The following is a 26,251-nucleotide window of genomic DNA, read 5'->3' as shown; positions in this document are numbered from 1 at the left end:
GAGCGGTCGCACCTCTATCGCTTCTCCATCATGTAGATGAAGATTGCGAAGCCGCGCTTCTCGCAGCGGCGGCACTTCAATAGCTTTTCGAGATCCTTGGTTCTCGCGTCTGGCCCGAACTTGCTGACCAGATCCTTTCGATTGATCCACCTCAGCCATCCGCAGCGGCATTTGGCGTGTAGGATCTGCCATTCCGAGATGCTGCCAAGGCTCGTGTCCCCCAGCTCCAGATAGCCCCGTGGGACTTTGACATCAGGCGACCATTCAATCTTGTGAAATGCCCTGTCGGGCAGCGGTGCCATACGGCAGCGATCCCAGCCGGTCTTAGCGAAGTCTTTGCAGCCGACAGCCTTCGAGACGACATCCGGCAGGCTCTTGACGCTGATATCGCCCAGCACGCTCAGCATCGAGTCGACGCTGTAGTTTTTCGAGATCCGGCACCGTGGGCACCAGAAGCAGGCCGTTTCGCCTTTGTGATACGACAGCCATGGGATGCTGTCTGACCATTTGGAGATGACTTCCATGCGGGCACACTCTTGCTCGTGTTTTCGTTCGCCGCATGACACGCTGGCCCGCCCGCCAAGCCCTCTGAAGATGTTACGATCGCCGGACCGTTTCAAGCCACCTTTACAAATTGATTTCAGTTGCCATTTGATGTTGCGCGCTGTGCCACGCGATTTTGCGCGCTACACATCGACCAATTTGTGCCGTCACGCTGGAAGAGAACAAAGGGCTGATTCGGCTGCTTGAAGCGCTGTAACAAGGGAACATGGTCTCCAATGGTGTTACTATGGTAGCGCGGCTGCGCTAAAGTTGTGCTAACGCGCTCCGGTCCAGCGAATGGCTGCCATTGAAAATAAAGAGCTTTTTTCGAGCTGAAAGGAATTGTGCTAACGCTGTGCTAGCGTATTTCCAGTTCTTTAGAGATCAAGAATAAAAATAAAACTAAATGATTTCAATTAGTTGGATACGCACCCGACAGGATTCGAACCTGTGACCTTTGGAATCGGAATCCAACACTCTATCCAGCTGAGCTACGGGTGCATGCCGTGGCGGTTTTGAATCGCCTGTCCGATGGCTGGTTCTTAGCCTAGGAAGCGCTTGGCTTCAATCGGGAAAATTCAGGAAAGCGTGAGATCGGACGTTTTGTTGGGATAAGGCCGCGGGCTTTGGGCGCGCGGCCTTGCTGTCATGGGTGGTATCGGCTCATTCCTTCATCGCGCCGGGGCCGGGGGTGGCCTTTGGCGGCACCTTGCCGAGGATGATCATGCCGAGGACTTCGTCCTTGGTGACGTCTTCGGTGCGGGCATGGCCGACGACCTGGCCGTTCTTCATGACCGAGACGCGGTCGGCGAGGTCGAAGACGTCGTGGATGTCGTGGCTGATGAGGAAGATGCCGATGCCTTCCTTCTTCAGCTGCTTGATGAGCTCGCCGACCTGCGCCGTCTCCTGGGGGCCGAGTGCCGCGGTCGGCTCGTCCATGATCAGGATACGGGCATCGAAGAGGATGGCGCGGGCGATCGCGACCGACTGGCGCTGGCCGCCGGAAAGAGCCTTCACCGGTTCCTTGAAGCGCTTGAAATTGGGGTTGAGGCGCCCCATGACCTCGCGGGCCTTGGCCTCCATCGCGACGTCGTCGAGCGTGCCCCAGCGGGTCTGCAGCTCACGGCCGAGATAGAGATTGGCGGCGGCGTCGACATTGTCGGCGACGGCAAGCGTCTGATAGATCGTCTCGATGCCGTATTTCTTGGCGTCGCGCGGGCTGCGGATATCGGCGGGCTCGCCATTGATCAGGATATCGCCGCTGTCGCGCTTGTAGGCGCCGGAGAGAATCTTGATCAGCGTCGATTTGCCGGCGCCGTTATGGCCGAGAAGAGCGACGACTTCGCCGGGGTAAAGGTCAACCGAGGCGTTGTCGACCGCGTGGATGCCGCCGAAGGAGATGGAAATGTTCTTCATTTCCACAAGCGGAGTGGTTTGATCCGTCATGGTTCAGAATTCCTTTTACTTGGCGCGCGAGCGGTAGACGATGTCGAGCCAGACGGCGATGACGAGCACGACGCCGACGACGACGTTCTGGATCGGCGTATCGACATTGGCGAGCCCCATGCCCGATTGCAGCGACTGCATGACCAGGGCGCCGAGCATGGCGCCGGCGATGGTGCCGCTGCCGCCGGCAAGCGAGGTGCCGCCGATGACGGCCGCGGCGATGGTGAAAAGCTCATAGGTCGTGCCCTGCGAATTGGCGGCGGCGTTGAGGCGGGCGGTGGAGATAGCCGCGGCGACCGCTGCAAGCAAGCCCATCAGCGCGAAGATGCGCACCGTTACCCAGCGCGTCTTGATGCCGGCGAGCTCGGCTGCTTCCGGGTTGCCGCCGATCGCGAAGACGTAGCGGCCGAAGCGCAGGCGGGTGGCGATGAAGGTCATGATGATACCGATGCCGACGGCGATCAGTACCGGCACGGCGATGCCGTAGGGAATATCGAGCCCTGTTTCCGGCCAGGGAATATTATGCTCGGTCGCGTATTTCTTCGCGATGCCGGTTGGCCAGTAATAGATGTTGAAGACGTAGATCGTGACGAGGACGAGGGCGGAGCCGAGGATAGCGAGGAAATATTCCGCCCAGAGCGGCCGGCGCGGGAAGTTGAAGCGCTTGCGCTGATGGCGCCCGCCGATAATGCCGAGAACGATGAACACGCAGGCGAGTACGCCGAGGATCCAGCTCCAGGTCGCACCGATCGAACCTTCGGCGCCGCCGCCCATGATGCGGAAGGTGGCGTCGAGCGGGGCGACCGTCTGGCCGCTGGTGACGTACCAGGCAAGGCCGCGCCAGGCGAGAAGGCCGCCAAGGGTGACGATGAAGGAGGGGACATTCAGGAAAGCGATGATGACGCCTTGGAAGGTGCCGAGCAGCGTGCCGATGACAAGGCCGCAGATCAGCGTGATGACCCAGGTCCAGGAACTGTCGAAGCCGAGATAGGCGGGCAGGTATTTTGCCTGGATAACGCCCATGATCATGGCGATGAAACCGAGCATGGAACCGACGGAAAGGTCGATATTGCGGGTGACGATGACCAGCACCATGCCCGTCGCCAGCACGGCGATCTCGCAGGTCTGAACGGAAAGGTTCCAGAGGTTTCTGGGGGTCAGGAAAAGGCCGCCGGTATAGACGTCGAAGCCGATCCAGATGATCAGCAGTGCGCCGATCATGCCGAGCAGGCGGGTATCGATTTCAGTCGCGCGCAGGAAGCGCGTGACGGCGCCTTCTTCCGCATTGCGCGGACCGCTCGATGTTGTGGAATGTGTCATGTCGGCCATCGCTTTGCCGTTCTCCCACTTGTTGGGCGCAGGCCCGCGAATGCTCTTTCTTGATCGCTGGGCAGTATCCGCGCTGGTCACACTAGACGTCATCGCTCGCCCATCCGGTTGTCCCGGGTCCACGACCGCCATCCGGCGGGCCGATCGGATATGCGATGACGCAACACATGCGGGAGGCCTTCATTCCCATTCTGGGTTTGGTTGCGAGCCTCTCATCCGCATTCGACGCCGCAATGGAGAGCCCCTTGCGGCGTCGGCATTATCTTCGGGTCAGCTCGTCAAGCCGGTGCTTATTTGCAGGCAGCGACGCTGCCGGCCTTCACGCCCTGGCAGGCTTCAGCCTTGGAGATCCAGCCTGCGTCGATGACGACGTTCAGGTTGTCCTTGGTGATCGGGATCGGGGTCAGGAAGACCGACTTCATGGCGACGTGCTTCGGGCCGCCGTTGAAGGTCTGGACGCCTTCGATCTGGTCCTGGGTCTTGCCGCCGGCAAGAGCGAGGGCGATTTCAGCGGCGCGCTTGCCGAGTTCGCGCGAGTCCTTCCAGACCGAAACGGTCTGCGTGCCGAGCGCGATGCGGTTCAGAGCGGCCTTGTCGGCGTCCTGGCCGGAAACCGGCACGGAACCTGCGAGACCCTGGGCGTCGAGAGCGGCAACGGCGCCGCCGGCGGTGCCGTCGTTGGAGGCGACGACCGCGTCAACCTTGTTGTTGTTGGCGGTGAGGAACTGCTCCATGTTGCGCTGCGCGTTCTGCGGCAGCCAGCCGTCCGTATAGGCTTCGCCGACATTCTTGATCTTGCCGGCGTCGATGGCGGACTTCAACACTTCCATCTGGCCGGAGAACAGGAAGTCGGCGTTCGGGTCGGACGACGAGCCCTTGATGAAGACGTAGTTGCCGGCCGGCTTTGCCTTCAGGACTTCGCGAGCCTGCATGCGGCCCACTTCCTTGTTGTCGAAGGTGATGTAGAAGGCGGCCGGATTTTCGATCAGGCGGTCATAACCAACAACCGGAATGCCTTCGTCAGCGGCCTTTTCGACGGCCGGGCCGATGGCATCGGAGTCCTGAGCGAGAATGATGAGGGCGTTTGCACCCTGCGAAATCAGCGACTCGACATCGGTCAGCTGCTTGGAAGCGGACGACTGGGCGTCTGCGGAAATGTACTTGGCGCCGGCGGCTGCCAGAGCCTTCTTGATGGCTGCTTCATCCGTCTTCCAACGCTCTTCCTGGAAATTCGACCAGGAAACGCCGACGACGAGATCCTTGGCGAAGGCGGCCGTCTGCATGGTCAAAACGATGGCCGCGCCCGCAGCCAGCTTGATGAAAGCTTTCATGTGATCCTCCCGAGTGAATGCGACCGCACGTATCCTGAACTCCCGTCGGCCGCGGCGAAAATGCTGACAAGAAAAGCTTTGGACTTTTTTCTCGACAGTCGAGAAATTTAGTGTCAGAGATTTTTTCAGCTGTCAACACCCGCGCCGCCAGGTTTCATCGGTCGTCCGAAAAAGCTATCAGGGGCTGCGGAGGAGGAGGGTTGAATGAGCAGGGAGTTTGCAGATGCTGGCCAAATCGAGCACCGAATTGGTCCGTCAAAAGAACAGCGCCTTGGTCTTGTCGGCGCTGCGCCGGCACGGGCCGCTCGCCCATACCGAACTCTCTGATTTCACCAGGCTCTCCTCCGCGACCGTATCGGTCATCACGGCCGATCTCGAGCGGGCGCAGATCATTGAAAAGGCCGAGCAGCAGGCGGCCAGCGGCCGAGGACGGCCCCGCGTTTTGTTTTCGCAGCGGCGTGACTGCGGCTATCTGATCGTCGTCGTCATTTCATCGGATGCCGTGCAATATTCGCTCGTCGATTATACCGGTCGCCTGATCGACCGCTTTACCGAGGACAGGCAGCAGAACGCTACGGGTGTCGAGCGCTTCGTGGCCGGATTGCGTGATGCCCTGAACCGGATTGTCACCCGCTCGCAATTACCGCGCGACAAGGTGCTGATGATCTCGATCAGCAGCAAGGGGCTTGTCGATACTTCGGCGCCGGTGCTGCGCTGGTCGCCGATCTTCGGCCGCGAGGAAATCGATTTCGCCGCCGTGCTTCGCGAAGAATGGTCGGCGCAGATCATTCTCGGCAATGAGACTTTGCTGGTGGCTGCCGCGCTCGGGCGGCAGGAGGAAATCAGCACGCGCGGCGATTTCCGCTCGCTGGCGGCGCTATCGCTCGGCCATAGTATCGGGCTCGGCATCGTGCGCCGGGAGCATGAAGGCGAGCATCATATATCCGCGCCCAATTTCGGGCATATGATGCATGTGCCCGGCGGCGCTCTTTGCCGCTGCGGCGCTCGTGGATGCATCGAGGCCTATGCCGGTTTCTACGCCATGCTGCGGACGGCCTTCGACGTGCCGCTCGACACGATCCCGGCGAAGTTCGTGCCGATCGCCGAACTCGACAAGATCGCCGCGAGCGCGCGTCACGGCGGGCGCCGCAATGTGCTGGCCTTCCGTCAGGCCGGCCTGGCGCTCGGCAATGGCCTTTCGCGCGTGTTGAGCCTGCACGAGCGGATGCCGATCGTCATTACCGGGCCGGGCGTACGCTACTATGATCTGCTGATCGAGGGCATAACCGAGGGCCTGGCGGAATCGCATGTCGTGCGCATGGAGGGCATGCCGGAGCTGCGTGTTATCGCCGACGAGCCGACGCTCGTCTTCGAAGGGCATCTGAACCGCGCATTTTCGATCATCGACAATGATATCGTGAAGAGGGGAGCCTCGGTCGTCGAGCTGCGCGATCAGGCGGGTTGAGAGGTGAGGGCGGGGCAAGGCTTGGCAATGCGGCCGGCCGCAGGATCATCACCCCGCTCAATCTGTCAGGCCCAAAGGCTGTTCATCTTCGCGGACCTGAAGAATACGGTCGATCAGCCCCCATTCCAGAGCCTCTTCCGCGGTCATGAAGTGGTCGCGGTCCATCGCGCGTTCGAATTCTTCGTAGGAGCGGCCACAATGCTCGGCGTAAAGCCGCGTCATGCGATGCTTCGTTCGTCTCATTTCTTCCGCGTGGATAAAGATGTCCGATGCCTGTCCCTGGAATCCGCCCAATGGCTGGTGAATATGGATGCTGGCATTTGGAAGCGCAGTGCGTTCGCCCGGCTGGCCCGACATCAAGAGGAAAGAGCCCATCGAACGGGCTGTTCCCATGCAAAGCGTATGCACCGGGGCACGAACATAACGCATGGTGTCGTACATTGCGAGGCCGCTGGTCACGACACCGCCGGGCGAATTGATGTAGAGATGGATCGGTCTCTTGGGATTTTCGGCTTCGAGAAACAGCAGTTGCGCGCAGACGAGGGCCGAGACGTCGTCGTTCACCTCGCCATTCAAAAAGATGATTCTCTCGCGCAGCAGGCGGGAGTAGATGTCGAAAGACCGCTCTCCTCTGCTGGATTGTTCCACGACCATAGGGACGAGTTGCATCGCTTCGCGCATCGGCGAACTCCAATGTTATTGAAATTGTTGATCTATTCAGAACGTCAGGCGGCGCGCATGACGGTCAGGCCGTTATTGTTTGCCGCAGCCTTTTCAGTCTCACGAAGCCGAACGTCATCGAGCTCGTGGATGATCCGCAGGCAGGTGCCGCCGTTTGCGTTCGAAGATATCTTGAAAGTCACGGTGCTTTCGAGGAAGGGCGGTGTGTCGTCCCGCAGCCTGTAGCTGACTTCTTTGCCCGGCGTGACCGATATCGACTCGGGACTGGCCAAGGCCTCCTGCGGCAGCCAGTTTTGGCGAAGCTCAGGGGTGCTGATTGCACGCCAGACTTTTTGCGGCGGTTCGCTGAGCTGGTATTCCAGCTCGATGCCGTTCTTTCGCTCAGGGATCTTGAGATTGTTCATTGATCCATATCCTTCAGCAACACCTTGAGAGCCTCGATGCGAGCGGGCCAGTATGCGCGGTATTTCGCCAGCCATTGGGCGATGAGGGCAAGTCCCTCCGGATCGACCTCGTAATTCACGAACCGCCCCCGTCGTTCTTCCCTGACCAGCCCGGCACTCCGCAGAACCGCTAAGTGCTGCGACATCGCCGGTTGGCTGATGTCGATACCTTCGCGCAGGGCGCTGGCATTCATGCCGCCCGTCGCCAGCTTCTCGAAGATGGCGCGGCGGGTCGGATCGGCCAAAGCCCGGAATATCTCATTCTCTATCATGGCAACAGATAAGCATGGACTTATGTGATTCGCAAGAGGTTTCCATCGAAGCCTCTCGGGAGTTCGAGATCGCGCCAAAGAAAAAGCCCGCCGCGAATGGTGATCGCGGCGGACTTTTGGGAGGATCACATTCCTTGAGGAATGGAGACGGCTCAGTCGATCTTTACCAGGCGGCCTTCCTTGACGGACTGCAGGGCGGCATCCGCCAGCTTCAGCGCGGCAAGGCCGTCGGCGCCCGATGGTGTGATGGCGGTGCCCTTTTCGATCGCGGCGATGAAGCTTGCGATCTCGTTGGCATAGGCTTCGGTGTAGCGAGTCATGAAGAAATCATGCAGCGGCGGGCGGGTGTAGCCATCGCCGTTTGCGACTTCGATCGAGAAAGGGCGCTGGTTTTCGGCCGACACCAGACCCTTCGAGCCATGGATCTCGATCCGCTGGTCGTAGCCGTAGGTGGCCCGGCGCGAGTTGGAGATAACAGCCTGCTTGCCCGATGCCGTCTGGAGGATGACGGAAACGCTGTCGTAATCGCCGGCTTCGCCGATTGCCTTGTCGACGAGGACTGCGGCGGTTGCGGTGACAGCGACCGGTTCTTCGCCGAGCAGGAAGCGGGCCATGTCGAAATCATGGATGGTCATGTCGCGGAAAATGCCGCCGGAGCGCTTGATATAATCGACAGGCGGGGCGCCCGGATCGCGTGAGGTGATCGTCACCATCTCCACGGCGCCGATGCGGCCTTCGTCGATGGCCTTCTTCACGGCCATGAAATGCGGGTCGAAGCGGCGGTTGAAGCCGACCATCAGCTTGCCCTTGGTTTCCTCGACAACCTTGATGCAAGCCTTGACGCGGGCGACGTCGAGATCGATCGGCTTTTCGCAGAAGACGGCCTTGCCGGCACGTGAAAAGCGCTCGATCAGCTCGGCGTGGGTATCGGTCGGCGTGCAGATGACGACGGCATCGATATCCTTGGCGGCCTCGATCGCCTCGATTGTGCGGACTTCGCAGCCATAGGCTGCGGAGATGGCTTCCGCAGCCGCGGGAAACGCATCCGCAACGGCGACGAGCTTGGCGTTGGCATCGCCGCTGACGGCTTTCGCATGCACCTTGCCAATGCGTCCTGCACCGAGCAGACCAAATCTGACAGTCATTTCTACCTCCCTGAATTCGGAATAAATGGACCGAATATAAATCTCTGTGGAATTTTCATTCCATTTTCCGGTGGCGGCGTCAAGCCGCCTGAACTTCACAATCCTCAAAATCACCGTTCGATGCCGGCTTAGCCGAAATCCGCTCAAGGAGTCTTATTTTATCCGGAAGGCTTCACAATTTTCCCGATGATGCGCTAAAGACATGTCTTCTTGAACAGGCAAAAGAGACCTATGCAACTGATCGATCCCAGCCATCCGCTCTACAAGCCGCTTTGGGTGCGCATCCTCATCGTGGCCGTCTGCTTTGGCTGGGCAGCCGTCGAAACGCTCGGCTCGCAGCCATTCTGGGCGATGCTGTCGGGTGCGCTCGGCGCCTATTCGGCCTGGATGTTGCTTCTGAATTTCAAACCACAACCACCCGAAGCGACCAGCGATGCGCCCGCGCAAGACGAGCACGCCGAGGACGACGAACCGGCAGACGACAAGAAATAATCACCGCCTGAGGCGGCGTATGGCTTCGTCGATCAGCTGATTGGCGAGTGTCATGCGGGTCGTCGCCTGTTCGCGGAAGAGGGTGGCGACGCTGTCCGGATGATTGGCCTTGGCGAAGTTACGGCGCTTTTCCTGCAGGGTTTCGCGTGTGAGGTCGGAGGTGATTGCGAGTTCGGCTGCAACCTCTTCCCGTGACGTTCGGCTGAGATGCCCGGGCATGACCGGCGGCTCCGGTTCTTGCGGCGCGGGTTCGGGCTTTGGTTCCAATTCAGGCAGGATGACGGGATCGCCAAGATTGTCGCGATAGGCTTCGTCTGGCCGATGCGTGTCTGGCGTCTCGCCGCCCGGCACCGTTGCGGCAAAGCTGACGTTCAGCCCGCGGATGCGATGCGCGGCCTCTTCCTTTTCTGAACCGTCCTCTTCGCTATCGAGACGGTCGAGCACGGATTGAAACAAAGATTGCTTGAACAGCATGTGTGATCTCCACGCCAAGCTTCATAGGAGTGGAAGTTGGCGCGGAGCTTATGGCTTGCTCTTATGTCAGCGAGAGATGCCGGCTCTCCTCCAGGATCATGTCATGCAGCAGACGCGCGCTCGGCGGCATGGCGCGCTCGCGGGCGGTGATGAGGCTGTAGGGCCTGACGTCGATATCGAAATCGATCGGCAGGATAGAGGATTCGCCGGCCTGAGATGTCTGCCCGCAGATGAATTGCGCCATGTCGAGCGCGATCGGCGCAATCGCATCCGTCTTGCAGACGACTGCAAGCGTCAGAAGCAGAGACGAAGTGTTGACGACGTTTTCCGGCAAGGGCACGCCCGCGGCAAGGAAGATGTCCTCCACCTTGCGGCGAAGCAACGTGCCCGGAGGCTGGAATACCCAATCGTAACCGGCCAGATCATGCAGGCCGGCAACGCCCTTCTCAAGCAGCGGATGCCCATTGCGGACCACCAGGCAGGCTTTCTCGACGCCGATCTCATGGGCGGTGAACAGACGCGGATCGAGATCATCCGGGATGCGGCTGATAATGAAGTCGTGGCGGGCGGCGAGCAGCTCGCGCGCGAGCACATTGCTGTTCTCGACCTCTATATTGATCTCTATGCCGGGATAGCTGCGTGTCACGCGCTGGATCGCTGGGACGACAAGGCTGATCGCCGGCGCGGTCACAGCCCCCAGAAAGACCGAGCCGCCCTTGCCGGTCCGCAAGGCACCTAGCTCCCGGCCTGCCTCGCGCAGCTCCAGCAGGATCTTGCGCGCCCGCTTGGCAAGAGCGAGGCCGAAAGGGGTCAACACGACGCCTCTGGCGACACGCTCGTAAAGCGGGCTTTTGACAATCGACTCCATTTCTGAGAGCATGCGTGAAGCTGCAGGTTGTGACATATTCATGGACTCAGCGGCCGCAGAAATTTGCCCGTGATCCTCGATCGTGACGATCATGCGCAGGTGATTGAGCTTCAAACCGGCTTTCAACAACGCATCGTCGCGAAAATTGTCGGAATGAATCTCAATGCCATCGCTCACATAATCGTTATATATTTTCTCCATAACGGCCAATTTTCCCCTTCATCGGCAAAAAAGTACTATTTTTTAACATTATACCAAACTCGGTATATGTTTAGCCAGTTATTCTATTTGACAGTTATACGAAATCGTACGAGTTTGCCGATTGTGCGCTGGGTACAGCTCATAAACCGTGAGAGCGTGGAGGAGACCTACTTCGTTTCTCACAATTAGAAGTAAATCATTCCTTCTACGGAACCTGCCGCAGTTTCGGGCGGGCATTTTTTGTCCGCCGCATTTATCAACAAGGGAGAGAGTAATGAAATCCATTATCTCATTGATGGCCGGCGCTGCGTTCGGCGTCGCTACGCTGGTGGTACCTGCCTTCGCGGCGGACAAGGGCACGGTAGGCATCGCCATGCCGACCAAGGCTTCGGCTCGCTGGATCGATGACGGCAACAACATCGTCAAGCAGCTCCAGGCCGCCGGTTACGGCACCGACCTGCAGTATGGCGACGACGACATTCCGAACCAGCTCTCGCAGATCGAGAACATGGTCACCAAGGGCGACAAGGTCCTCGTCATTGCCTCGATCGACGGCACCACGCTGTCCGACGTTCTGCAGAAGGCTCACGATGCCGGCATCAAGGTCATCGCCTATGACCGTCTGATCCGCAACAGCCCGAATGTCGACTATTATGCGACCTTCGACAACTTCAAGGTCGGCGTCCTGCAGGCAAACTCGATCGTCGACGCTCTCGGCCTCAAGGATGGCAAGGGTCCGTTCAACATCGAGCTGTTCGGCGGTTCTCCGGACGACAACAACGCCTTCTTCTTCTATGATGGCGCAATGTCGGTCCTGAAGCCGTACATCGACAGCGGCAAGCTCGTCGTAAAGTCCGGCCAGATGGGCATGGACAAGGTCGGCACGCTGCGTTGGGATCCGGCAACGGCCCAAGCCCGCATGGACAACCTGCTGTCGGCCTACTACACCGACGCTCATGTCGATGCCGTTCTGTCTCCGTATGACGGCCTGTCGATCGGTATCCTCTCCGCGCTCAAGGGCGTCGGCTACGGTTCCGGCGGCGTGAAGCTGCCTATCGTTACTGGTCAGGACTCCGAAATCCCGTCGGTCAAGTCGATCATTGCCGGCGAGCAGCACTCCACGATCTTCAAGGACACCCGTGACCTCGCCAAGGTCACCGTCAACATGGTCAACGCTCTGATGGAAGGCAAGACGCCTGAAGTCAACGACACGAAAACCTACGACAACGGTGTCAAGGTTGTTCCGTCCTACCTGCTGACCCCTGTCGCAGTCGACAAGACCAACTACGAGAAGGTTCTCGTCGAGGGCGGTTACTACAAGGCCGATCAGCTGAAGTAATTTCCCGACATAGCGGTCAGGGCTCGCTCAATGCGAGCCCTGGCTTTGATATTTAAGACGATCGCGCGGTCTGCTATGTTCGATCGCGGCGTTGGATACGGACAATGGACAATACCATTCTCGAAATGCGGAACATAACCAAGTCGTTCCCCGGTGTGAACGCCTTGGAAAATGTCAATTTGAAAGTCCGTCAGGGCGAGATTCATGCTTTGGTTGGTGAAAACGGAGCCGGCAAATCTACCCTCATGAAGGTGCTATCGGGTGTCTATCCGGCCGGCACGTACGACGGCGATATCTACTACGATGGGGCAGTCCGTCAGTTCAAAACCATCAGGGACTCCGAAGATATCGGCATCATCATCATTCACCAGGAGCTGGCGCTCGTTCCACTTCTGTCGATCGCCGAAAACATCTTCCTCGGCAATGAAGTTGTCGCCAATGGCATGATCAATTGGCAGGAAACCTTCAGCCGGACCAAACAACTTCTTTCCAAAGTCGGCCTCAAGGAATCTCCGAATACGCTCGTGACCGACATCGGCGTCGGCAAGCAGCAGCTCGTCGAGATCGCCAAGGCCCTGTCGAAGAGCGTCAAGCTGCTCATTCTCGACGAGCCGACGGCATCGCTGAATGAAAACGACTCCGATGCGCTCCTCAATCTCCTCATGGAGTTCCGCAAACAAGGCATCACCTCGATCATCATCACGCACAAGCTCAACGAAGTGCGCAAGGTGGCCGACCAGATCACTGTGTTGCGCGACGGCATGACGGTGAAGGCGCTGGACTGTCACGAAGAAGAGATCAGCGAAGACATCATCATTCGCAACATGGTCGGGCGCGAGCTTGCCGACCGCTATCCGCCGCGTTCGGTGCCGATCGGCGAAACGATCTTCGAAGTGAAGAACTGGAATGCCTTCCACCAGCAGCATCGCGATCGTCAGGTCCTGCACAATATCAACATCAAGGTGCGCAAGGGCGAAGTGGTCGGCATTGCCGGCCTGATGGGCGCGGGCCGTACCGAATTCGCCATGAGCGTCTTCGGCAAGTCCTATGGCCACAAGATCAGCGGCGAAGTCTTCCTGGACGGCAAGCTGGTCGACACCAGCACGGTGCGCAAGGCGATCGATGCCGGTCTTGCCTATGTGACCGAAGACCGCAAGCAGCTCGGCCTGGTTCTGACCAACAGCATCCTGCACAACACGACGCTTGCCAATCTGCTTGGCGTTTCCAAGGCGACCGTCATCGACGACGTGCGCGAGCTGCAGGTGGCGACGAACTATCGCTCCAAGCTACGCATCCGTTCGGCCGGCGTCTTCCAGGAAGCGGGCAACCTTTCCGGCGGCAACCAGCAGAAAGTGGTGCTGTCGAAATGGCTGTTCTCAGACCCGGACGTCCTGATCCTCGATGAGCCTACACGCGGCATCGACGTCGGCGCCAAGTACGAAATTTATTCCATCATCAACCAGCTTGCCGCCGACGGAAAGGGTGTTCTGATGATTTCATCGGAAATGCCCGAGCTTCTCGGCACTTGCGACCGCATCTACGTCATGAACGAGGGTCGAATTGTTGCCGAACTGCCGAAGGCAGAGGCAAGCCAGGAGAGCATCATGCGCGCTATCATGCGCTCAGGGGAGAAACAACAATGAGTTCGGCCAACCCAGCCACGGAAAGCAGCCACGTCGTTTCCATCGGCGACCACATCCGCAACAACATCCGCGAATACGGCATGTTGATCGCGCTCGTCGTCATCATGCTGCTGTTTCAGTATTTGACGAACGGCGTTCTCTTCAGGCCGCAGAACCTGACCAACATCGTGCTGCAGAATTCTTTCATCGTCATCATGGCGCTTGGCATGCTGTTGGTCATCGTGGCCGGCCATATCGACCTTTCGGTCGGCTCCGTCGTCGGCTTCGTCGGGGCGGTTGCGGGCGTTCTGGTCGTGCAGATGCATATGAATCTTGCGCTGGCGACGGCCATTTGTCTGCTGATGGGGGCCGCGGTCGGCGCCTGGCATGGGTATTTCATTGCCTACCACCGCATTCCGTCATTTATCGTGACATTGTCAGGCATGCTGGTTTTCCGCGGCCTGACCTATACGATCATCAACACGACCGGTAACGGCAGCAGCATCGGTCCGTTCCCGCCGGCATTCCAGATCGTTGCAACTGGCTTCATTCCGGATTTCGTCGACATGGGCGGCATCCATTCGACATCGATGTTGCTGACGGTCGCCATCCCGATTGTCATGTTCCTGCTGTCGTGGCGCCGCCGCACCGTCAACGAAAAGCACGGTATCGATGTCGAGCCGTTCAGCTTCTTCGTCGCCCAGAATCTGGTGGTTGCCGCCGCCGCCATCTTCATCGGCTACCAGATCTCTTCCTATAGAGGTCTGCCGAACGTTCTGGTTCTCATGCTGCTTTTGATCGCGCTCTACAGCTTCGCAACGCAGCGCACGACGATCGGCCGCCGCATCTATGCCATGGGCGGCAATGAAAAGGCGACGAAGCTCTCGGGTATCGATACCCGCCGCCTGACCTTCTACACCTTCATCAACATGGGCATCCTGGCGAGCATCGCCGGCATCATCATCGCGACACGCCTGAATTCGGCAACCGCAAAGGGCGGTGACGGTCTCGAACTCGACGTCATCGCGGCCTGCTTCATCGGCGGCGCTTCGGCCTCCGGCGGCGTCGGCAAGGTGACGGGTGCCGTTATCGGCGCTTTGATCATGGGCGTGCTGAACCAGGGCATGTCGATCCTCGGATACCAGACGGACTCCCAGAAGATGATCAAGGGTGCGGTCCTGCTCGCTGCCGTGTTCATCGACGTCTACAACAAGAACAAGGGCTGACCGCTTAGCGATCAGCCGAGACTTTAAAAACCAAATCCATGACAGAGTCCGGCTCTCGCAGAGAGCCGGAACGGGAAGTTGCATCCAATCTCTGTCTGTTAGGAAAGGATGAAAGACATGCTCATCTCGCAGATCAAGGGTTCGAACGGCGAGATCGTCGTTGCGGTCCGCAACGGACCCGGTGAAGCTGCCAAGGTCGTCGTCAATGGCGGTAGCGTCTACAAGCTTGCAATGGAGGCCGCCGATAGCGGCAAGTCGCTGGCATCGGTGATCGAGGCACATGGTCTCGGTGAGGCGATCGATCTCGAAAAAGCCTATGCAGAGGGCCGTTTCCTGCCGCCGATCACGCATCCGGATGCTGCTCATCTGCACCTGACCGGCACCGGTCTGACGCATCTCGGCTCTGCCGCGACACGTGATTCCATGCACAAGAAGACGACGGAAGCAGCCGAAGAGACGCTGACCGACTCCATGAAGATGTTCAAGATGGGCATCGAGGGCGGCAAGCCGAAGGCAGGCGAGAAGGGCGTGCAGCCTGAGTGGTTCTACAAGGGCAATGGCTATGGCGCTGCGGCCCCGGGTGCGGCACTCGTATCTCCATCCTTCGCGCTCGATGGTGGCGAGGAGCCGGAAATGGCCGGCATCTATGTCATCTCCAGGGACGGCACGCCGTTCCGCATCGGATTTGCCCTGTCGAACGAATTTTCCGATCACGTCACCGAGCGGATCAACTATCTCTATCTCGCCCATTCCAAGCTGCGTCCGGCAAGTTTCGGCCCGGAAATCCGCATCGGAGTGGCGCCGGAAGATATTCGCGGCACGTCCCGCATCAAGCGCGGCGACAAGGTGATTTTCGAGAAGCCTTTCCTCTCCGGCGAAGCGAACATGTCGCATACCTTCGCGAACCTTGAATATCACCACTTCAAATACGGCATCTTCCGCGTTCCAGGCGATGTGCATGTGCATATGTTCGGCACCGCGACGCTTTCGTTTGCGGAAGGCATCAAGCCGGAAGTCGGCGATGTCTTCGAGATCGAGGTTGGCGAATTCGGTCTGCCGCTGCGCAATCCGCTGGCGATCGATGCAGAGAAAGAAGTGGCTGTTCGTCAGCTGTAATTCATCGAGCCCGGCCGCAAGGGATCGACCGGGCGTTTTCAATACGATCCAGGAAGGCATGACGCCATGACCATTCATCAGAACTTGATCGCCGGGGAGTGGACGGGGACGAACGGCACCGAGAACATCAACCCGTCGGATACGAACGAGGTCGTCGGCCTCTATGCGAGCGCAAGCGCGCAGGACGTTACGGATGCGATCGCTGCTGCGAAGGCTGCTTTTCCGGCCTGGTCGCGCTCCGGCATTCTGGAGCGCCACACAATCCTGAAGAAGGCCGGCGACGAGATCCTGGCGCGCAAGGACGAACTCGGCGCGCTGCTGGCCCGCGAAGAGGGCAAGACGCTTCCGGAAGCCATTGGTGAAACCATCCGTGCCGCGCAGATCTTCGAATTCTTTGCCGGCGAGGCGCTGCGCCTGGCAGGCGAGGTGGTGCCTTCCGTGCGCCCGAACATCGGCGTCGAGATCACGCGCGAGCCGCTCGGCGTCATCGGCATCATCACGCCCTGGAACTTCCCGATCGCTATTCCCGCCTGGAAGATCGCGCCGGCGCTCTGCTATGGCAACACCATCGTTTTCAAGCCGGCCGATCTCGTGCCGGGCTGCTCGTGGGCGATCGTCGATATCCTGAACCGCGCCGGTCTGCCGAAGGGTGTGCTGAATCTCGTCATGGGCAAGGGCTCGGTCGTCGGCCAGGCGATGCTCGATAGTCCGGTTCTTTCCGGCATCACCTTCACCGGTTCGGTTGGCACCGGCAAGCGCGTGGCGCTTTCCTCTGTCGAGCATGGCCGCAAGTACCAGCTAGAAATGGGCGGCAAGAACCCGATGGTGGTGCTTGACGATGCCGATCTGACGGTTGCCGTCGAAGCAGCCGCCAATTCCGCCTTCTTCTCGACCGGCCAGCGTTGCACGGCTTCGTCGCGCCTCATCGTCACCGAAGGCATTCACGACAGGTTCGTGGCGGCGCTGACGGAGAAGCTGAAGACGCTCAACGTCGACAATGCCATGAAGTCGGGCACGCATATCGGCCCGGTCGTCGATGCCAAGCAGCTGAAGACGGATACGGACTATATCGAGATCGGCAAACAGGAAGGCGCCAAGCTTGCCTTCGGCGGCGAGCTCGTCAGCCGCGACACGCCCGGCTTCTATCTGCAACCGACGCTCTTCACGGAAGCGACGAACCAGATGCGCATCAGCCGCGAAGAGATCTTCGGGCCGGTCGCGTCCGTCATCCGGGTGAAGGATTACGATGAGGCGCTGGCCACAGCCAACGATACGCCGTTCGGCCTTTCTTCCGGCATTGCCACGACCAGCCTCAAGCATGCGACGCATTTCAAGCGCAATGCGGAAGCCGGCATGGTGATGGTCAACCTGCCGACGGCGGGCGTCGATTTCCACGTGCCGTTCGGCGGCCGCAAGGGCTCGTCCTTCGGTCCGCGCGAGCAGGGCAAATATGCCGCCGAATTCTTCACCACCGTCAAGACGGCTTACACGCTCGCCTGACCACCGAATTCAAGGCCCGGGAGCGAACGAGGCGACCCGGGCGACACAAAAGGTATAGAGACTATGAAAAAGAAAGCTGAATGGCCGCGCAAGCTGCGCTCCTACGACTGGTTTGGCGGCACAGGCAAGAACGCAATCATGCACCGCTCCTGGATGAAGAATCAGGGCCTGCCGGCGGATACGTTCGACGGCCGTCCGATCATCGGCATCTGTAACACCTGGTCGGAGCTGACGCCCTGCAACGCGCATTTGCGCGATCTTGCAGAGCGCGTGAAGCGTGGCGTCTACGAAGCCGGCGGTTTCCCCGTCGAGTTCCCTGTCTTCTCCGTTGGCGAAAGCACGCTGCGCCCGACGGCGATGATGTTCCGCAACCTCGCTGCCATGGATGTCGAAGAAGCGATCCGCGGCAATCCGGTCGATGGCGTCGTGCTGCTCGGCGGCTGCGACAAGACTACGCCGAGCCTGCTGATGGGTGCGGCTTCCGTCGACATCCCCGTCATCCTCGTTTCCGGCGGTCCGATGCTGAACGGCAAATGGCGCGGCAAGGATGTCGGTTCCGGCACGGCAATCTGGCAATTCTCGGAAATGGTGAAATCCGGCGAGATGTCGCTGGATGAATTCATGGACGCGGAGCAGGGCATGGCCCGCTCGGCCGGTAGCTGCATGACCATGGGTACGGCTTCGACCATGGCGTCGATGGCCGAAGCGCTCGGCATGACGCTGCCCGGCAATGCCGCCATCCCTGCGGTCGATGCTCGCCGTCGTGTTATCTCGCAGCTTTCAGGCCGCCGCATCGTCGACATGGTCAAGGAAGACCTGAAACCATCAGACATTCTGACCAAGGAAGCTTTCGAAAACGCCATCCGCGTCAATGGCGCCGTCGGCGGCTCGACGAATGCCGTTCTGCACCTTTTGGCGCTTGCCGGCCGCGTCGGCGTCGACCTGTCGCTGGACGATTGGGATCGCCTCGGCCGCGAAGTGCCTACGATCGTCAACCTGCAGCCGTCGGGCAAGCACCTGATGGAAGAGTTCTACTATGCCGGCGGTCTACCGGTTGTCATCAAGGCGGTTGGTGAGATGGGCCTGCTGCACAAGGACGCGATCACCGTTACCGGCGATACGATCTGGGCGGGCGTCAAGGATGTGGTCAACTACAATGACGACGTCATTGTTCCCCGTGAGAAGGCGCTGACGCAGTCGGGCGGCATCGCTGTTCTCCGCGGCAATCTCGCGCCGAAGGGTGCTGTCCTGAAGCCGTCCGCCGCTTCGCCGCATCTGATGCAGCACAAGGGCCGCGCCGTGGTCTTCGAAAGCATCGAGGACTATCACGCCCGTATCAACCGTGACGATCTCGACATCGACGAAAACTGCATCATGGTGCTGAAGTATTGCGGCCCGAAGGGTTATCCGGGCATGGCCGAAGTCGGTAACATGGGCCTGCCGCCGAAGGTGCTCAAGAAGGGCATCACCGACATGATCCGTATTTCCGATGCGCGCATGTCCGGCACGGCCTACGGCACCGTCATTCTGCACACGGCTCCGGAAGCCGCCGATGGCGGCCCACTGGCGCTAGTTCAGAACGGCGATATCATCGCCGTCGACGTTCCCGCCCGCACTATCCAGCTCGAAGTGTCGGATGAGGAACTGGCCAAGCGCCGCGCCGCATGGGTTTCTCCGGTCAAGCCGCTCACCGGCGGCTACGGCGGTCTCTATGTGAAGTCGGTCATGCAGGCAGATACCGGCGCCGACCTCGACTTCCTCGTCGGCCCGCGCGGCTCGGAAATCCCGAACAATCGCGACAGCCATTAAAAGCTTATCTTCTGGAATTGGAAGAAGGGGCGGGACGAGAGTTCCGCCCTTTTTTCGTCCCTGGGACTTCGAGGCGGCATTGACTATCCTGTATGAGATGACCATAATTTATGTACATCTGTACGGGAATAATGTTCATGTCTGTCAAATCTGTCGGTGCAGCCGAATTCAAGGCAAAATGTCTTCATCTGATCGATCAAATGGGCGATGATGGAGAGCCTATTGTCATTACGAAGCGTGGAAAGCCGGTCGCTCTGCTGACCCCCGCGCCGGGGAAATCGGATCGCCCCAGCATTATCGGCGCGATGAAGGGTACTGTTCTCCATTATGACGATCCGTTCCTGCCTGCTATCGATGCTGAAGAATGGGACGCGACGCGTTGATCGTCATCGATACGCATGTTCTGATCTGGGCTATGCACGACGATCCCAGGCTGAGTGCTCGGGCTCGTAGGCGGATCGATGAAACGACGGCGCGCAGTCGCATTCTGGTCTCGGCGATCACTCCTTGGGAAATCGCCATGCTCGCGGAAAAGGGACGTATCGCACTCGGTGACGACGTTGGCCGTTGGCTCGCCACGGCACTGGCTTTGCCTGGTTTGGAGCTAGCTCCCATGGAGCCACAGATTGCGGTGGACAGCGTTCGGCTGCCGGGTGAATTCCATACCGATCCGGCAGACCGAATTATCGTGGCGACAGCGCGCTTTCACCGTATTCCGCTGCTGACAGCCGATGATGCAATCCTTCGCTATGGCGCCAAAGGCCATGTCGAGGTTTTTTCGGCAGGATGAATTTGCCTATCAGCTCTGGCTTTGGCTCTGACTTTGCCCCTGGCTCGCGACCGTCACCTTGACCATAAGGGTTTCGCCCGGCGTGCCGATGCGCATGCCCGAGACGGGTGCCGCATCCCGATAGCATAGGCCGGTCGCGATGCGGACATAACGGGCATCGGGGCAGACGTTGTTGGCCGGGTCGAAGCCGACCCAGCCGAGGCCGGGCACGTGTGCTTCGGCCCAGGCATGCGTCGCAGCCTGCTCGTTTTTTCCTTCCATCATCAGGTAGCCGGAGACGTAGCGGGCGGGGATTCGTAGTGTGCGGGCGCCGGCGAGGAAGATATGGGCGTGGTCCTGGCAGACGCCGCTCTTGGCTTCCAGTGCCTGTTCCGCCGTCGTCTCGGTGTCGCTGGTGCCCGGCTTGTATTCCACGGTCTCGTGGATTGCCTTCATCAGCGCGTGCATCCTGCTGAGCTCATTGTCGCCGGAAACGCTACGCAACAGCTCCTTCGTCAGCTTGCCTGCCTTGGTGCGTGGTGATTCCCGCAGGAAGAGCCAGAGCGGGCTGAAGCCCTGATGCAGCCCGACGACGCCATTGAGATCCTGTGTCTCGACTTCGCCCGAGGCGATGATCTTCGTTGCGTCCTGCTGTCCATCGAGGGATACCAGCGTGGCGCGATTGCCGAACTGGTCGTCATATTCCACCTCGGGCTTGGCGCCTTCGACCGAGAGCTTCCAGTCGATGACCGTCTGTCCCACGCCGGTCAGCGGCGTCAGGTGCAGCCGCTGCAGTGAGAATTGCGCCGGCTCGTCGTAGCGATATTCCGTGATATGGCTGATCGTCAGTCTCATGATATCGCCCGCCTATTCGTAGAACCGGTAGCCGTCGGAGATTTCGGCGCCCAACTGATTGTTGCGTGCGACGAAATCCTCGAGGAACTCATGCAGGCCCTGGTCCATGATCCGCTTGATCGTCAGCTTTTGCAGCGACTTGCGGATAGCTTCCGCTGTATCGTGCGCCGGCAGCCGTTTTTCATATTCGGCGCTGAGATAACCTATGTTGCTGACGATCTTTTCGTAGCAATAGGCGAGCGAGCGCGGCATCTGGCCGTTGAGGATCAGGAAGTCGGCAATGTTCGCCGGCTTGTATTCGGGATCATAGGCCCATTTATAGGCCCGGTGCGCGGAGACTGATCTGAGGATCGATTCCCATTGCGCGTTGTCGAGCGAGGAGCCGACATGCGAGACGGACGGCAGCAGGACGTAATATTTCACGTCGAGAATGCGTGCCGTGTTGTCGGCACGCTCGATGAAGGTGCCGATGCGGGCGAAATTATAGAGTTCGTTGCGCAGCATCGAGCCGTGGAAGGCGCCGCGGATGAGGCCCGCCCGCTGCTTGATGACGTCGATCGTCTCGGGCAGTTCAGCCGTCTTCAGCTTCTTGCCGAGCAGCGACTTCAGCTCGATCCAGCATTCGTTGGTCGCCTCCCACGTGTCGCGGGTCAGCGCCGTGCGCACCATGCGGGCATTGTTGCGGCCATATTCGATGCAGGACATGACGCTCGACGGATTGGAGCGGTCGCGCATCAGATAATCGATCGCGTCGGTCCCGGTCAGCTTGTTGTGCACCTCATTGTAGGCTTCGCGTACGCCGGCGCTTTGCAGGACGCCATCCCAGTCGTCGTCGACGGCATCGCTGCGGGTCAGCGACATGCGCTGGCCGGCGTCGACAAGGCGGGCTATGTTTTCGGCGCGCTCGATGTAACGGAACATCCAGTAGAGGCCATTCGCGGTTCTTCCCAGCATGTCCGATCAGTCCTCCAGAACCCAGGTGTCTTTGGTGCCGCCGCCCTGGCTGGAGTTGACCACCAGCGAGCCTTCCTTCAGCGCCACGCGGGTCAGCCCGCCGGGGATGATCCGCACCTTGTCTGAGACGAGGACGTAGGGCCGCAGATCGACGTGCCGCGGGGCAATGCCCTTGTTGACGAGGATCGGCACTGTCGAGAGCGAAAGGGTTGGCTGCGCGATGTAGTTATTCGGCTTGCTCTTGAGTTTTTCGGCAAAGGCCGCCCGCTCCTTCTTGGTGGCCGTCGGTCCCACAAGCATGCCGTAGCCGCCGGACCCGTGGACTTCCTTGACGACGAGATCGGCGAGGTTATCGAGCACATATTGCAGGCTGTCTGGCTCCGAACAGCGCCAGGTCGGCACATTTTCGAGGATCGGCTTGCGGCCGGTATAGAATTCGACGATCTCGGGCATGTAGGAATAGATCGCCTTGTCGTCGGATATGCCGGTGCCGGGTGCGTTGGCGATGGTGATATTGCCGGCGCGGTAGACATCCATGATGCCAGGAATGCCGAGCGCGGAATCCGGGCGGAAGGTGAGGGGATCGAGGAAATCGTCGTCAACGCGGCGGTAGAGCACGTCGATCGCCTCGTAGCCCCGCGTCGTGCGCATCTTCACCTTGCCGTCGATGACGCGCAGATCCGAGCCTTCCACCAGTTCCACACCCATCATGTCGGCAAGGAAGGAATGCTCGTAATAGGCGGAATTATAGATACCCGGCGTCAGCACGGCGACGCGCGGCTTGCCGGTGCAGCCGGGAGGGGCGAGCGATGCCAGGCTCTGGCGCAGCAGCAGCGGATAGTCCTCGACGCGCTGCACCTTGTTCTGGTGAAACAGCTCGGGGAACATCTGCATCATCGTTTCACGGTTTTCCAGCATGTAGCTGACGCCGGAAGGTGTTCGGGCATTGTCCTCGAGCACATAGAACTGGTCTTCGCCGGTGCGCACGATATCCGTGCCGACGATATGGGTGTAGACGCCGCCCGGCGGGCGGAATCCGATCATTTCAGGCAGGAAGGCGTCGTTCTTCTCGATCAGCTCGCGCGGGATGCGGCCGGCGCGGATAATTTCCTGCTTGTGGTAGATGTCGTCAAGGAAGGCGTTGAGGGCGATGACCCGCTGTTCGATGCCCTGGGCGAGTTTGCGCCATTCGCGGCCTGAAATGATGCGGGGGATGATGTCGAACGGGATGAGCTTTTCGGAGGAGTCTGCGTGCCCGTAGACCGCGAAGGTAATACCCGTTTTTCGGAAGATGGTTTCCGCATCGCGGGATTTGGCAATGAGGTGGCCCCTGTCCTGGCCTGAATACCACTCGAAGTATTTCTCGTAAGGCGCGCGCGGACTTTCATCCGCAGTAATCATTTCATCAAATGCCAAAGGTGCGGTCCCCGTGTTTTTACCCATTTGAATACAACGGTTTTTACAATGCAAGAACTATGCGCAGTTGCCATCGCGAATTTCTGAATGTCGAAAAATGCCGTATTTACAGGCATTTAAGAGTAACAGGGTTGTTGCCTGCCAGCTCTTGTCGCAATCTGCGGATCAAAATTTGAGCATCTGCTTCTTTTGCCGACTGAGTGCCTGGGTGATGGCTGAGGTTTCTGAAACCAGAAGGGTGACTCGCCGGACGTGAAGAAAAATTGATCGCTGTTTTCAGCAGATCGATTTTGACCGCACAGCCGCTATCGGCTATCAGCCTTCAACCCCTCCGCGCGACACCCCGAGTCGACCAGGATTCCGGATCCCAAGCGCCACATATATCGGTCCGATTCCCATGTCCCTCGATAGGCTTGCGCCCGCGATTTTTGTCCTTCTCTGGTCCACCGGCTGGATCGTCGCCAAATATGCTTCGCTGCATGCGGGTCCCTTTACCTTTCTGATGATCCGCTACAGCCTTTCGGCGCTTGCTTTCGTGCTGCTCTGTTCGATCGTCCGCGCCCGATGGCCACGCGACTGGACGAGCGTGTTTCGGGCTGTCTATTCAGGGATTTTCCTGCACGGCATCTATCTGGCCGGCCTTTGGTGGGCGATTGCCGAGGGCGTGCCGGCCGGCATTTCCGGCATCATTGCGGCGCTGCAGCCGCTGATGACCGCCATGGCCGCACCGCTTCTCGTCGGCGAGCGGCTGCGGCCGATCCAGAAGGTCGGTCTGCTTCTCGGTTTCCTCGGCATTGCGATCGCGATCTCGCCGAAACTCCTGGCGACGGATACGGCCAACCTCTGGCAATCGGCGGTGCCGCTTGTCGTCAACCTGTTGGCTATGGTCTCGGTAACTTATGGCACGCTCTATCAGAAGCGGTACCTTCAGACAGGCGACCTCAGAACCATTGCGACCCTGCAATATGTCGGCGCGCTGATCGTGACCGTTCCCTTGGCCTTCATCTTCGAAGATTTGCACTTCGACGGCACGCAGACGGCGATCCTGTCGCTCCTCTGGTCGGTCTTCGGCCTGTCCATGGGCGCCGTCGGTCTGCTGCTCTATCTCATCCGCCGCGGGCAGGTGTCCCGCGCCGCATCGCTGATCTACCTGATGCCGCCGGCCGTCGCCATCGAGGCCGCCATCGCATTCGGCGAGCCGCTGACGCTGCCGATTATCGTCGGCACGGTGATTGTGGTGATCGGTGTCTACCTCACCAATCGGCGTCAGGCGGAAGTCGTGCCGGAATAGGCTCTACGACTTCTTCAGGGCATCGCTCCGTTGCCGCCATCGTAAGAGCCTGCCATCGACAACTACCAGGCTGGAGATGATCAGAGCCAATCCGAGGAATTCGTAAGGTTCCAGACGCTCTCCAAGGAATGCGGCGCTCAAGATGATCGCGCTCGCCGGCACGAGCAGCGTCACCAGCGACGCATTTGTCGCCCCGGCGGAGGCGATGAGATTGAAATAGAGAATGAAGGCGAAGGCAGTCGTTACGATTGCAAGAGTTCCAATGGCCAGCCAGATCGAGATATTCGTACTTATGATTTCGCCCGGATCGTAGAGAAGAAGGACGATCGGTATCATAACGATGGTGGAGGCGGTCAACTGGCCGGCGGCAACAACGACCGGCTTGATATCCCGAAATCGCTTCGCGAAAACGGCCGCGAATGCATAGGAAATTGCCGCTCCGATGACCGCAAGCTTTGCCCATGTCGGTCCGCCCAAATTGGCGAAGAGCCCTGGACCGATCATAATGGCAGCGCCGCCAATCCCCAGAGCCACGCCGGCGAGCTTGCTGGCGGAGAGCTTTTCGTCAGCCGTCAGCAGATTTGCGACCAGGACTGTCCAGAGGGGCGTTGTCGCGTAGAGCACCGAGGCAAGGCCCGCTCCGATCTCCGTTTGGCCGCTGAATATCAGAGAAAACGGGATGACGTTGTTGAGCAGTGCGAGACCCAGGAACGAAGCTGATCTGGCAATAGCGGGCGCAAAGGAAATGTTACGCAGGCGCAACCAGACATGCAGAACTAGCGCGGCAATCGAAACCCGATAGAGCACCAGCGCCAGCGGCGGGATTTCTGCCACCGCTATACGGGCAAAGAAAAATGATCCGCCCCACAACGCGCCGAGAAGCAGGAGCTGCCCCCAGTCGCTTGCCGACATCGGCCGCGTTGCCGTCTTTTGCAATGCACTGCCTCCCAAGCCTCCCAACACGCTCTAGACTATGCCGGGAAGTATCTGCAGGCAGGAAACAGTCATCCAAACATTGGTCGCCAAGCGAAATGGAATGTCAGGTAGCTTCGAAGTTTCGAATTTACTCTCATGGCTACGTTCGTAGTCTTCATGCAGGCCGTCAACGGAGGAACTATCGATGGCGATTGAGATTCGGCCTGCTGTCGACGGCGATTTGTCGGGCATTGCCCGAGTTGTGGTCGATGCCTGGAGGGCGACTTTTGTCGGGCTGCTGCCGGAGGATTTCCTCAAGGGCATGTCCTATAGACATCAGGAGCAGCGCCATCGCCGCTATCTGGGTCATGCCGGCATTGCTTATTACGTGGCGGAAGACGAGAAAGGCGAGGTTGTCGGATTTGGGAGCGGAGGGTCAAGCCGGCATTCGGGCTTCCCGCAGGAAGCTGAAGTTTACGCGCTTTATCTTCTGCCTGGCTATCAGCGCCGCAAGATCGGTTCGGCTCTCTTTACTAAAGTGGCGCGAGCTCTCAAAGATATGGAACATAAAGGATTGCTGGCGTTGGCATTGGAGAACAATCCAAACAAGGGTTTCTACGAGCGCCTGCGCGGTCGACCAGTGGCGACGGGGTCGCTTACATTCGGCGAAACTGCAATCGGTCAGATCGCATATGTTTGGGATGATCTCCCGGCTTTAATCGAAAGCCTGCAAAGCCAGGCGGAATAAC

The 26,251-nt window shown here is 59.4% G+C and carries 26 protein-coding genes and 1 tRNA gene; 12 read left to right on the top strand and 15 right to left on the bottom strand.

Annotation, left to right across the window (positions count from 1 at the left end; genetic code table 11):
* Nucleotides 1-14: 14 nt before the first annotated feature.
* From I8E17_RS11375 to xylF, 5 genes are all read right to left on the bottom strand, one after another.
* The gene (locus I8E17_RS11375) at nt 15-620 is read right to left on the bottom strand and encodes a hypothetical protein (RefSeq protein WP_219510685.1); all 606 of its coding nucleotides are present in this window, start codon (nt 618-620) and stop codon (nt 15-17) included.
* A 350-nt stretch (nt 621-970) separates the two neighbouring features.
* Nucleotides 971-1,044, bottom strand: a tRNA-Arg gene (locus I8E17_RS11370).
* Between the two features lie 162 nt (nt 1,045-1,206).
* Nucleotides 1,207-1,989, bottom strand: a complete 783-nt coding sequence (locus I8E17_RS11365; RefSeq protein WP_069612788.1) for an ATP-binding cassette domain-containing protein — start codon at nt 1,987-1,989, stop codon at nt 1,207-1,209.
* Nucleotides 1,990-2,004: 15 nt separating this feature from the next.
* Nucleotides 2,005-3,318: a sugar ABC transporter permease gene (locus I8E17_RS11360; protein ID WP_069612787.1), complete on the bottom strand. Its 1,314-nt coding sequence runs from the start codon at nt 3,316-3,318 to the stop codon at nt 2,005-2,007.
* Nucleotides 3,319-3,608: 290 nt separating this feature from the next.
* Complete coding sequence (xylF, locus tag I8E17_RS11355) at nt 3,609-4,649, bottom strand: D-xylose ABC transporter substrate-binding protein (protein WP_069612786.1); 1,041 nt, start codon at nt 4,647-4,649, stop codon at nt 3,609-3,611.
* Nucleotides 4,650-4,872: 223 nt separating this feature from the next.
* Between xylF and I8E17_RS11350 the strand changes: the two genes are divergently transcribed.
* A complete protein-coding gene (locus tag I8E17_RS11350; RefSeq protein ID WP_069612785.1) occupies nt 4,873-6,114 on the top strand; it encodes an ROK family transcriptional regulator in 1,242 nt (413 codons plus the stop codon).
* Between the two features lie 57 nt (nt 6,115-6,171).
* Here I8E17_RS11350 and I8E17_RS11345 read toward each other — a convergent pair whose 3' ends face one another.
* The 4 genes from I8E17_RS11345 to iolG form a co-directional block, all read right to left on the bottom strand.
* Nucleotides 6,172-6,795, bottom strand: coding sequence for an ATP-dependent Clp protease proteolytic subunit (locus I8E17_RS11345; RefSeq protein WP_069612784.1), 624 nt, complete (start codon nt 6,793-6,795; stop codon nt 6,172-6,174).
* A gap of 44 nt (nt 6,796-6,839) precedes the next feature.
* Nucleotides 6,840-7,199, bottom strand: coding sequence for a hypothetical protein (locus I8E17_RS11340; RefSeq protein ID WP_069612783.1), 360 nt, complete (start codon nt 7,197-7,199; stop codon nt 6,840-6,842).
* Nucleotides 7,196-7,510 (bottom strand): metalloregulator ArsR/SmtB family transcription factor, encoded by a 315-nt coding sequence (locus I8E17_RS11335; RefSeq protein ID WP_069612782.1) that lies wholly within the window; start codon nt 7,508-7,510, stop codon nt 7,196-7,198. Before I8E17_RS11335 ends, I8E17_RS11340 begins: the two co-directional genes overlap by 4 nt.
* 152 nt (nt 7,511-7,662) lie before the next feature.
* A complete protein-coding gene (iolG, locus tag I8E17_RS11330; protein WP_069612781.1) occupies nt 7,663-8,655 on the bottom strand; it encodes an inositol 2-dehydrogenase in 993 nt (330 codons plus the stop codon).
* A gap of 231 nt (nt 8,656-8,886) precedes the next feature.
* Here iolG and I8E17_RS11325 point away from each other — a divergent pair, with 231 nt between their 5' ends.
* On the top strand, nt 8,887-9,147 hold the full coding sequence (locus I8E17_RS11325; RefSeq protein WP_069612780.1) for a hypothetical protein: 261 nt from the start codon (nt 8,887-8,889) through the stop codon (nt 9,145-9,147).
* On the opposite strand, the gene I8E17_RS11320 is transcribed toward I8E17_RS11325, so the two are convergent.
* Nucleotides 9,148-9,621: a hypothetical protein gene (locus I8E17_RS11320; RefSeq protein ID WP_069612779.1), complete on the bottom strand. Its 474-nt coding sequence runs from the start codon at nt 9,619-9,621 to the stop codon at nt 9,148-9,150.
* A gap of 61 nt (nt 9,622-9,682) precedes the next feature.
* A complete protein-coding gene (locus I8E17_RS11315) occupies nt 9,683-10,690 on the bottom strand; it encodes a LysR family transcriptional regulator (RefSeq protein ID WP_069612778.1) in 1,008 nt (335 codons plus the stop codon).
* 274 nt (nt 10,691-10,964) lie between these two features.
* On the opposite strand from I8E17_RS11315, the gene chvE reads away from it, so the two are divergent.
* The 8 genes from chvE (at nt 10,965) to I8E17_RS11275 (ending at nt 20,092) form a co-directional block, all read left to right on the top strand.
* Complete coding sequence (gene chvE / locus I8E17_RS11310; RefSeq protein ID WP_069612777.1) at nt 10,965-12,029, top strand: multiple monosaccharide ABC transporter substrate-binding protein; 1,065 nt, start codon at nt 10,965-10,967, stop codon at nt 12,027-12,029.
* A gap of 104 nt (nt 12,030-12,133) precedes the next feature.
* Complete coding sequence (mmsA, locus tag I8E17_RS11305) at nt 12,134-13,672, top strand: multiple monosaccharide ABC transporter ATP-binding protein (protein ID WP_069612776.1); 1,539 nt, start codon at nt 12,134-12,136, stop codon at nt 13,670-13,672.
* Nucleotides 13,669-14,877, top strand: coding sequence for a multiple monosaccharide ABC transporter permease (gene mmsB / locus I8E17_RS11300; protein ID WP_069612775.1), 1,209 nt, complete (start codon nt 13,669-13,671; stop codon nt 14,875-14,877). The genes mmsA and mmsB overlap by 4 nt, the downstream gene beginning before the upstream one ends.
* A 117-nt stretch (nt 14,878-14,994) precedes the next feature.
* Nucleotides 14,995-15,993, top strand: coding sequence for an AraD1 family protein (gene araD1 / locus I8E17_RS11295; RefSeq protein ID WP_069612869.1), 999 nt, complete (start codon nt 14,995-14,997; stop codon nt 15,991-15,993).
* Nucleotides 15,994-16,059: 66 nt separating this feature from the next.
* Nucleotides 16,060-17,493 carry an aldehyde dehydrogenase family protein gene (locus tag I8E17_RS11290; RefSeq protein WP_069612774.1) on the top strand — a complete coding sequence of 478 codons (1,434 nt, stop codon included), beginning with the start codon at nt 16,060-16,062 and terminating at the stop codon, nt 17,491-17,493.
* A 63-nt stretch (nt 17,494-17,556) separates the two neighbouring features.
* Nucleotides 17,557-19,302 (top strand): L-arabinonate dehydratase, encoded by a 1,746-nt coding sequence (gene araD / locus I8E17_RS11285; RefSeq protein ID WP_069612773.1) that lies wholly within the window; start codon nt 17,557-17,559, stop codon nt 19,300-19,302.
* 137 nt (nt 19,303-19,439) lie between these two features.
* Nucleotides 19,440-19,685 carry a type II toxin-antitoxin system Phd/YefM family antitoxin gene (locus tag I8E17_RS11280; RefSeq protein ID WP_069612772.1) on the top strand — a complete coding sequence of 82 codons (246 nt, stop codon included), beginning with the start codon at nt 19,440-19,442 and terminating at the stop codon, nt 19,683-19,685.
* Nucleotides 19,682-20,092, top strand: coding sequence for a type II toxin-antitoxin system VapC family toxin (locus I8E17_RS11275; protein WP_069612868.1), 411 nt, complete (start codon nt 19,682-19,684; stop codon nt 20,090-20,092). Before I8E17_RS11280 ends, I8E17_RS11275 begins: the two co-directional genes overlap by 4 nt.
* A 9-nt stretch (nt 20,093-20,101) precedes the next feature.
* Here the strand turns inward: I8E17_RS11275 and I8E17_RS11270 are convergent, their stop codons facing one another.
* From I8E17_RS11270 to I8E17_RS11260, 3 genes are read right to left on the bottom strand one after another with little or no spacing between them, the layout of a single operon-like run.
* Nucleotides 20,102-20,926, bottom strand: coding sequence for a transglutaminase family protein (locus I8E17_RS11270; RefSeq protein ID WP_069612771.1), 825 nt, complete (start codon nt 20,924-20,926; stop codon nt 20,102-20,104).
* Nucleotides 20,927-20,938: 12 nt separating this feature from the next.
* Nucleotides 20,939-21,880, bottom strand: a complete 942-nt coding sequence (locus tag I8E17_RS11265) for an alpha-E domain-containing protein (RefSeq protein ID WP_069612770.1) — start codon at nt 21,878-21,880, stop codon at nt 20,939-20,941.
* Nucleotides 21,881-21,886: 6 nt separating this feature from the next.
* Entirely contained in the window at nt 21,887-23,296 is a 1,410-nt protein-coding gene (locus tag I8E17_RS11260) for a circularly permuted type 2 ATP-grasp protein (RefSeq protein WP_069612769.1), read from the bottom strand.
* Nucleotides 23,297-23,693: 397 nt separating this feature from the next.
* Between I8E17_RS11260 and I8E17_RS11255 the strand changes: the two genes are divergently transcribed.
* Nucleotides 23,694-24,587: a DMT family transporter gene (locus tag I8E17_RS11255; protein ID WP_069612768.1), complete on the top strand. Its 894-nt coding sequence runs from the start codon at nt 23,694-23,696 to the stop codon at nt 24,585-24,587.
* A gap of 3 nt (nt 24,588-24,590) precedes the next feature.
* On the opposite strand, the gene I8E17_RS11250 is transcribed toward I8E17_RS11255, so the two are convergent.
* Entirely contained in the window at nt 24,591-25,499 is a 909-nt protein-coding gene (locus I8E17_RS11250) for a DMT family transporter (protein WP_069612867.1), read from the bottom strand.
* Nucleotides 25,500-25,743: 244 nt separating this feature from the next.
* On the opposite strand from I8E17_RS11250, the gene I8E17_RS11245 reads away from it, so the two are divergent.
* Nucleotides 25,744-26,250, top strand: a complete 507-nt coding sequence (locus tag I8E17_RS11245; RefSeq protein WP_162751103.1) for a GNAT family N-acetyltransferase — start codon at nt 25,744-25,746, stop codon at nt 26,248-26,250.
* Nucleotide 26,251 lies beyond the last annotated feature (1 nt).

This window comes from Rhizobium sp. AB2/73 (genome assembly GCF_020871915.1).
Classification (GTDB): domain Bacteria; phylum Pseudomonadota; class Alphaproteobacteria; order Rhizobiales; family Rhizobiaceae; genus Rhizobium; species Rhizobium dioscoreae.
Note: the sequence above shows the minus strand (reverse complement) of the source record. Positions and strands in the feature narration are given on the sequence as shown.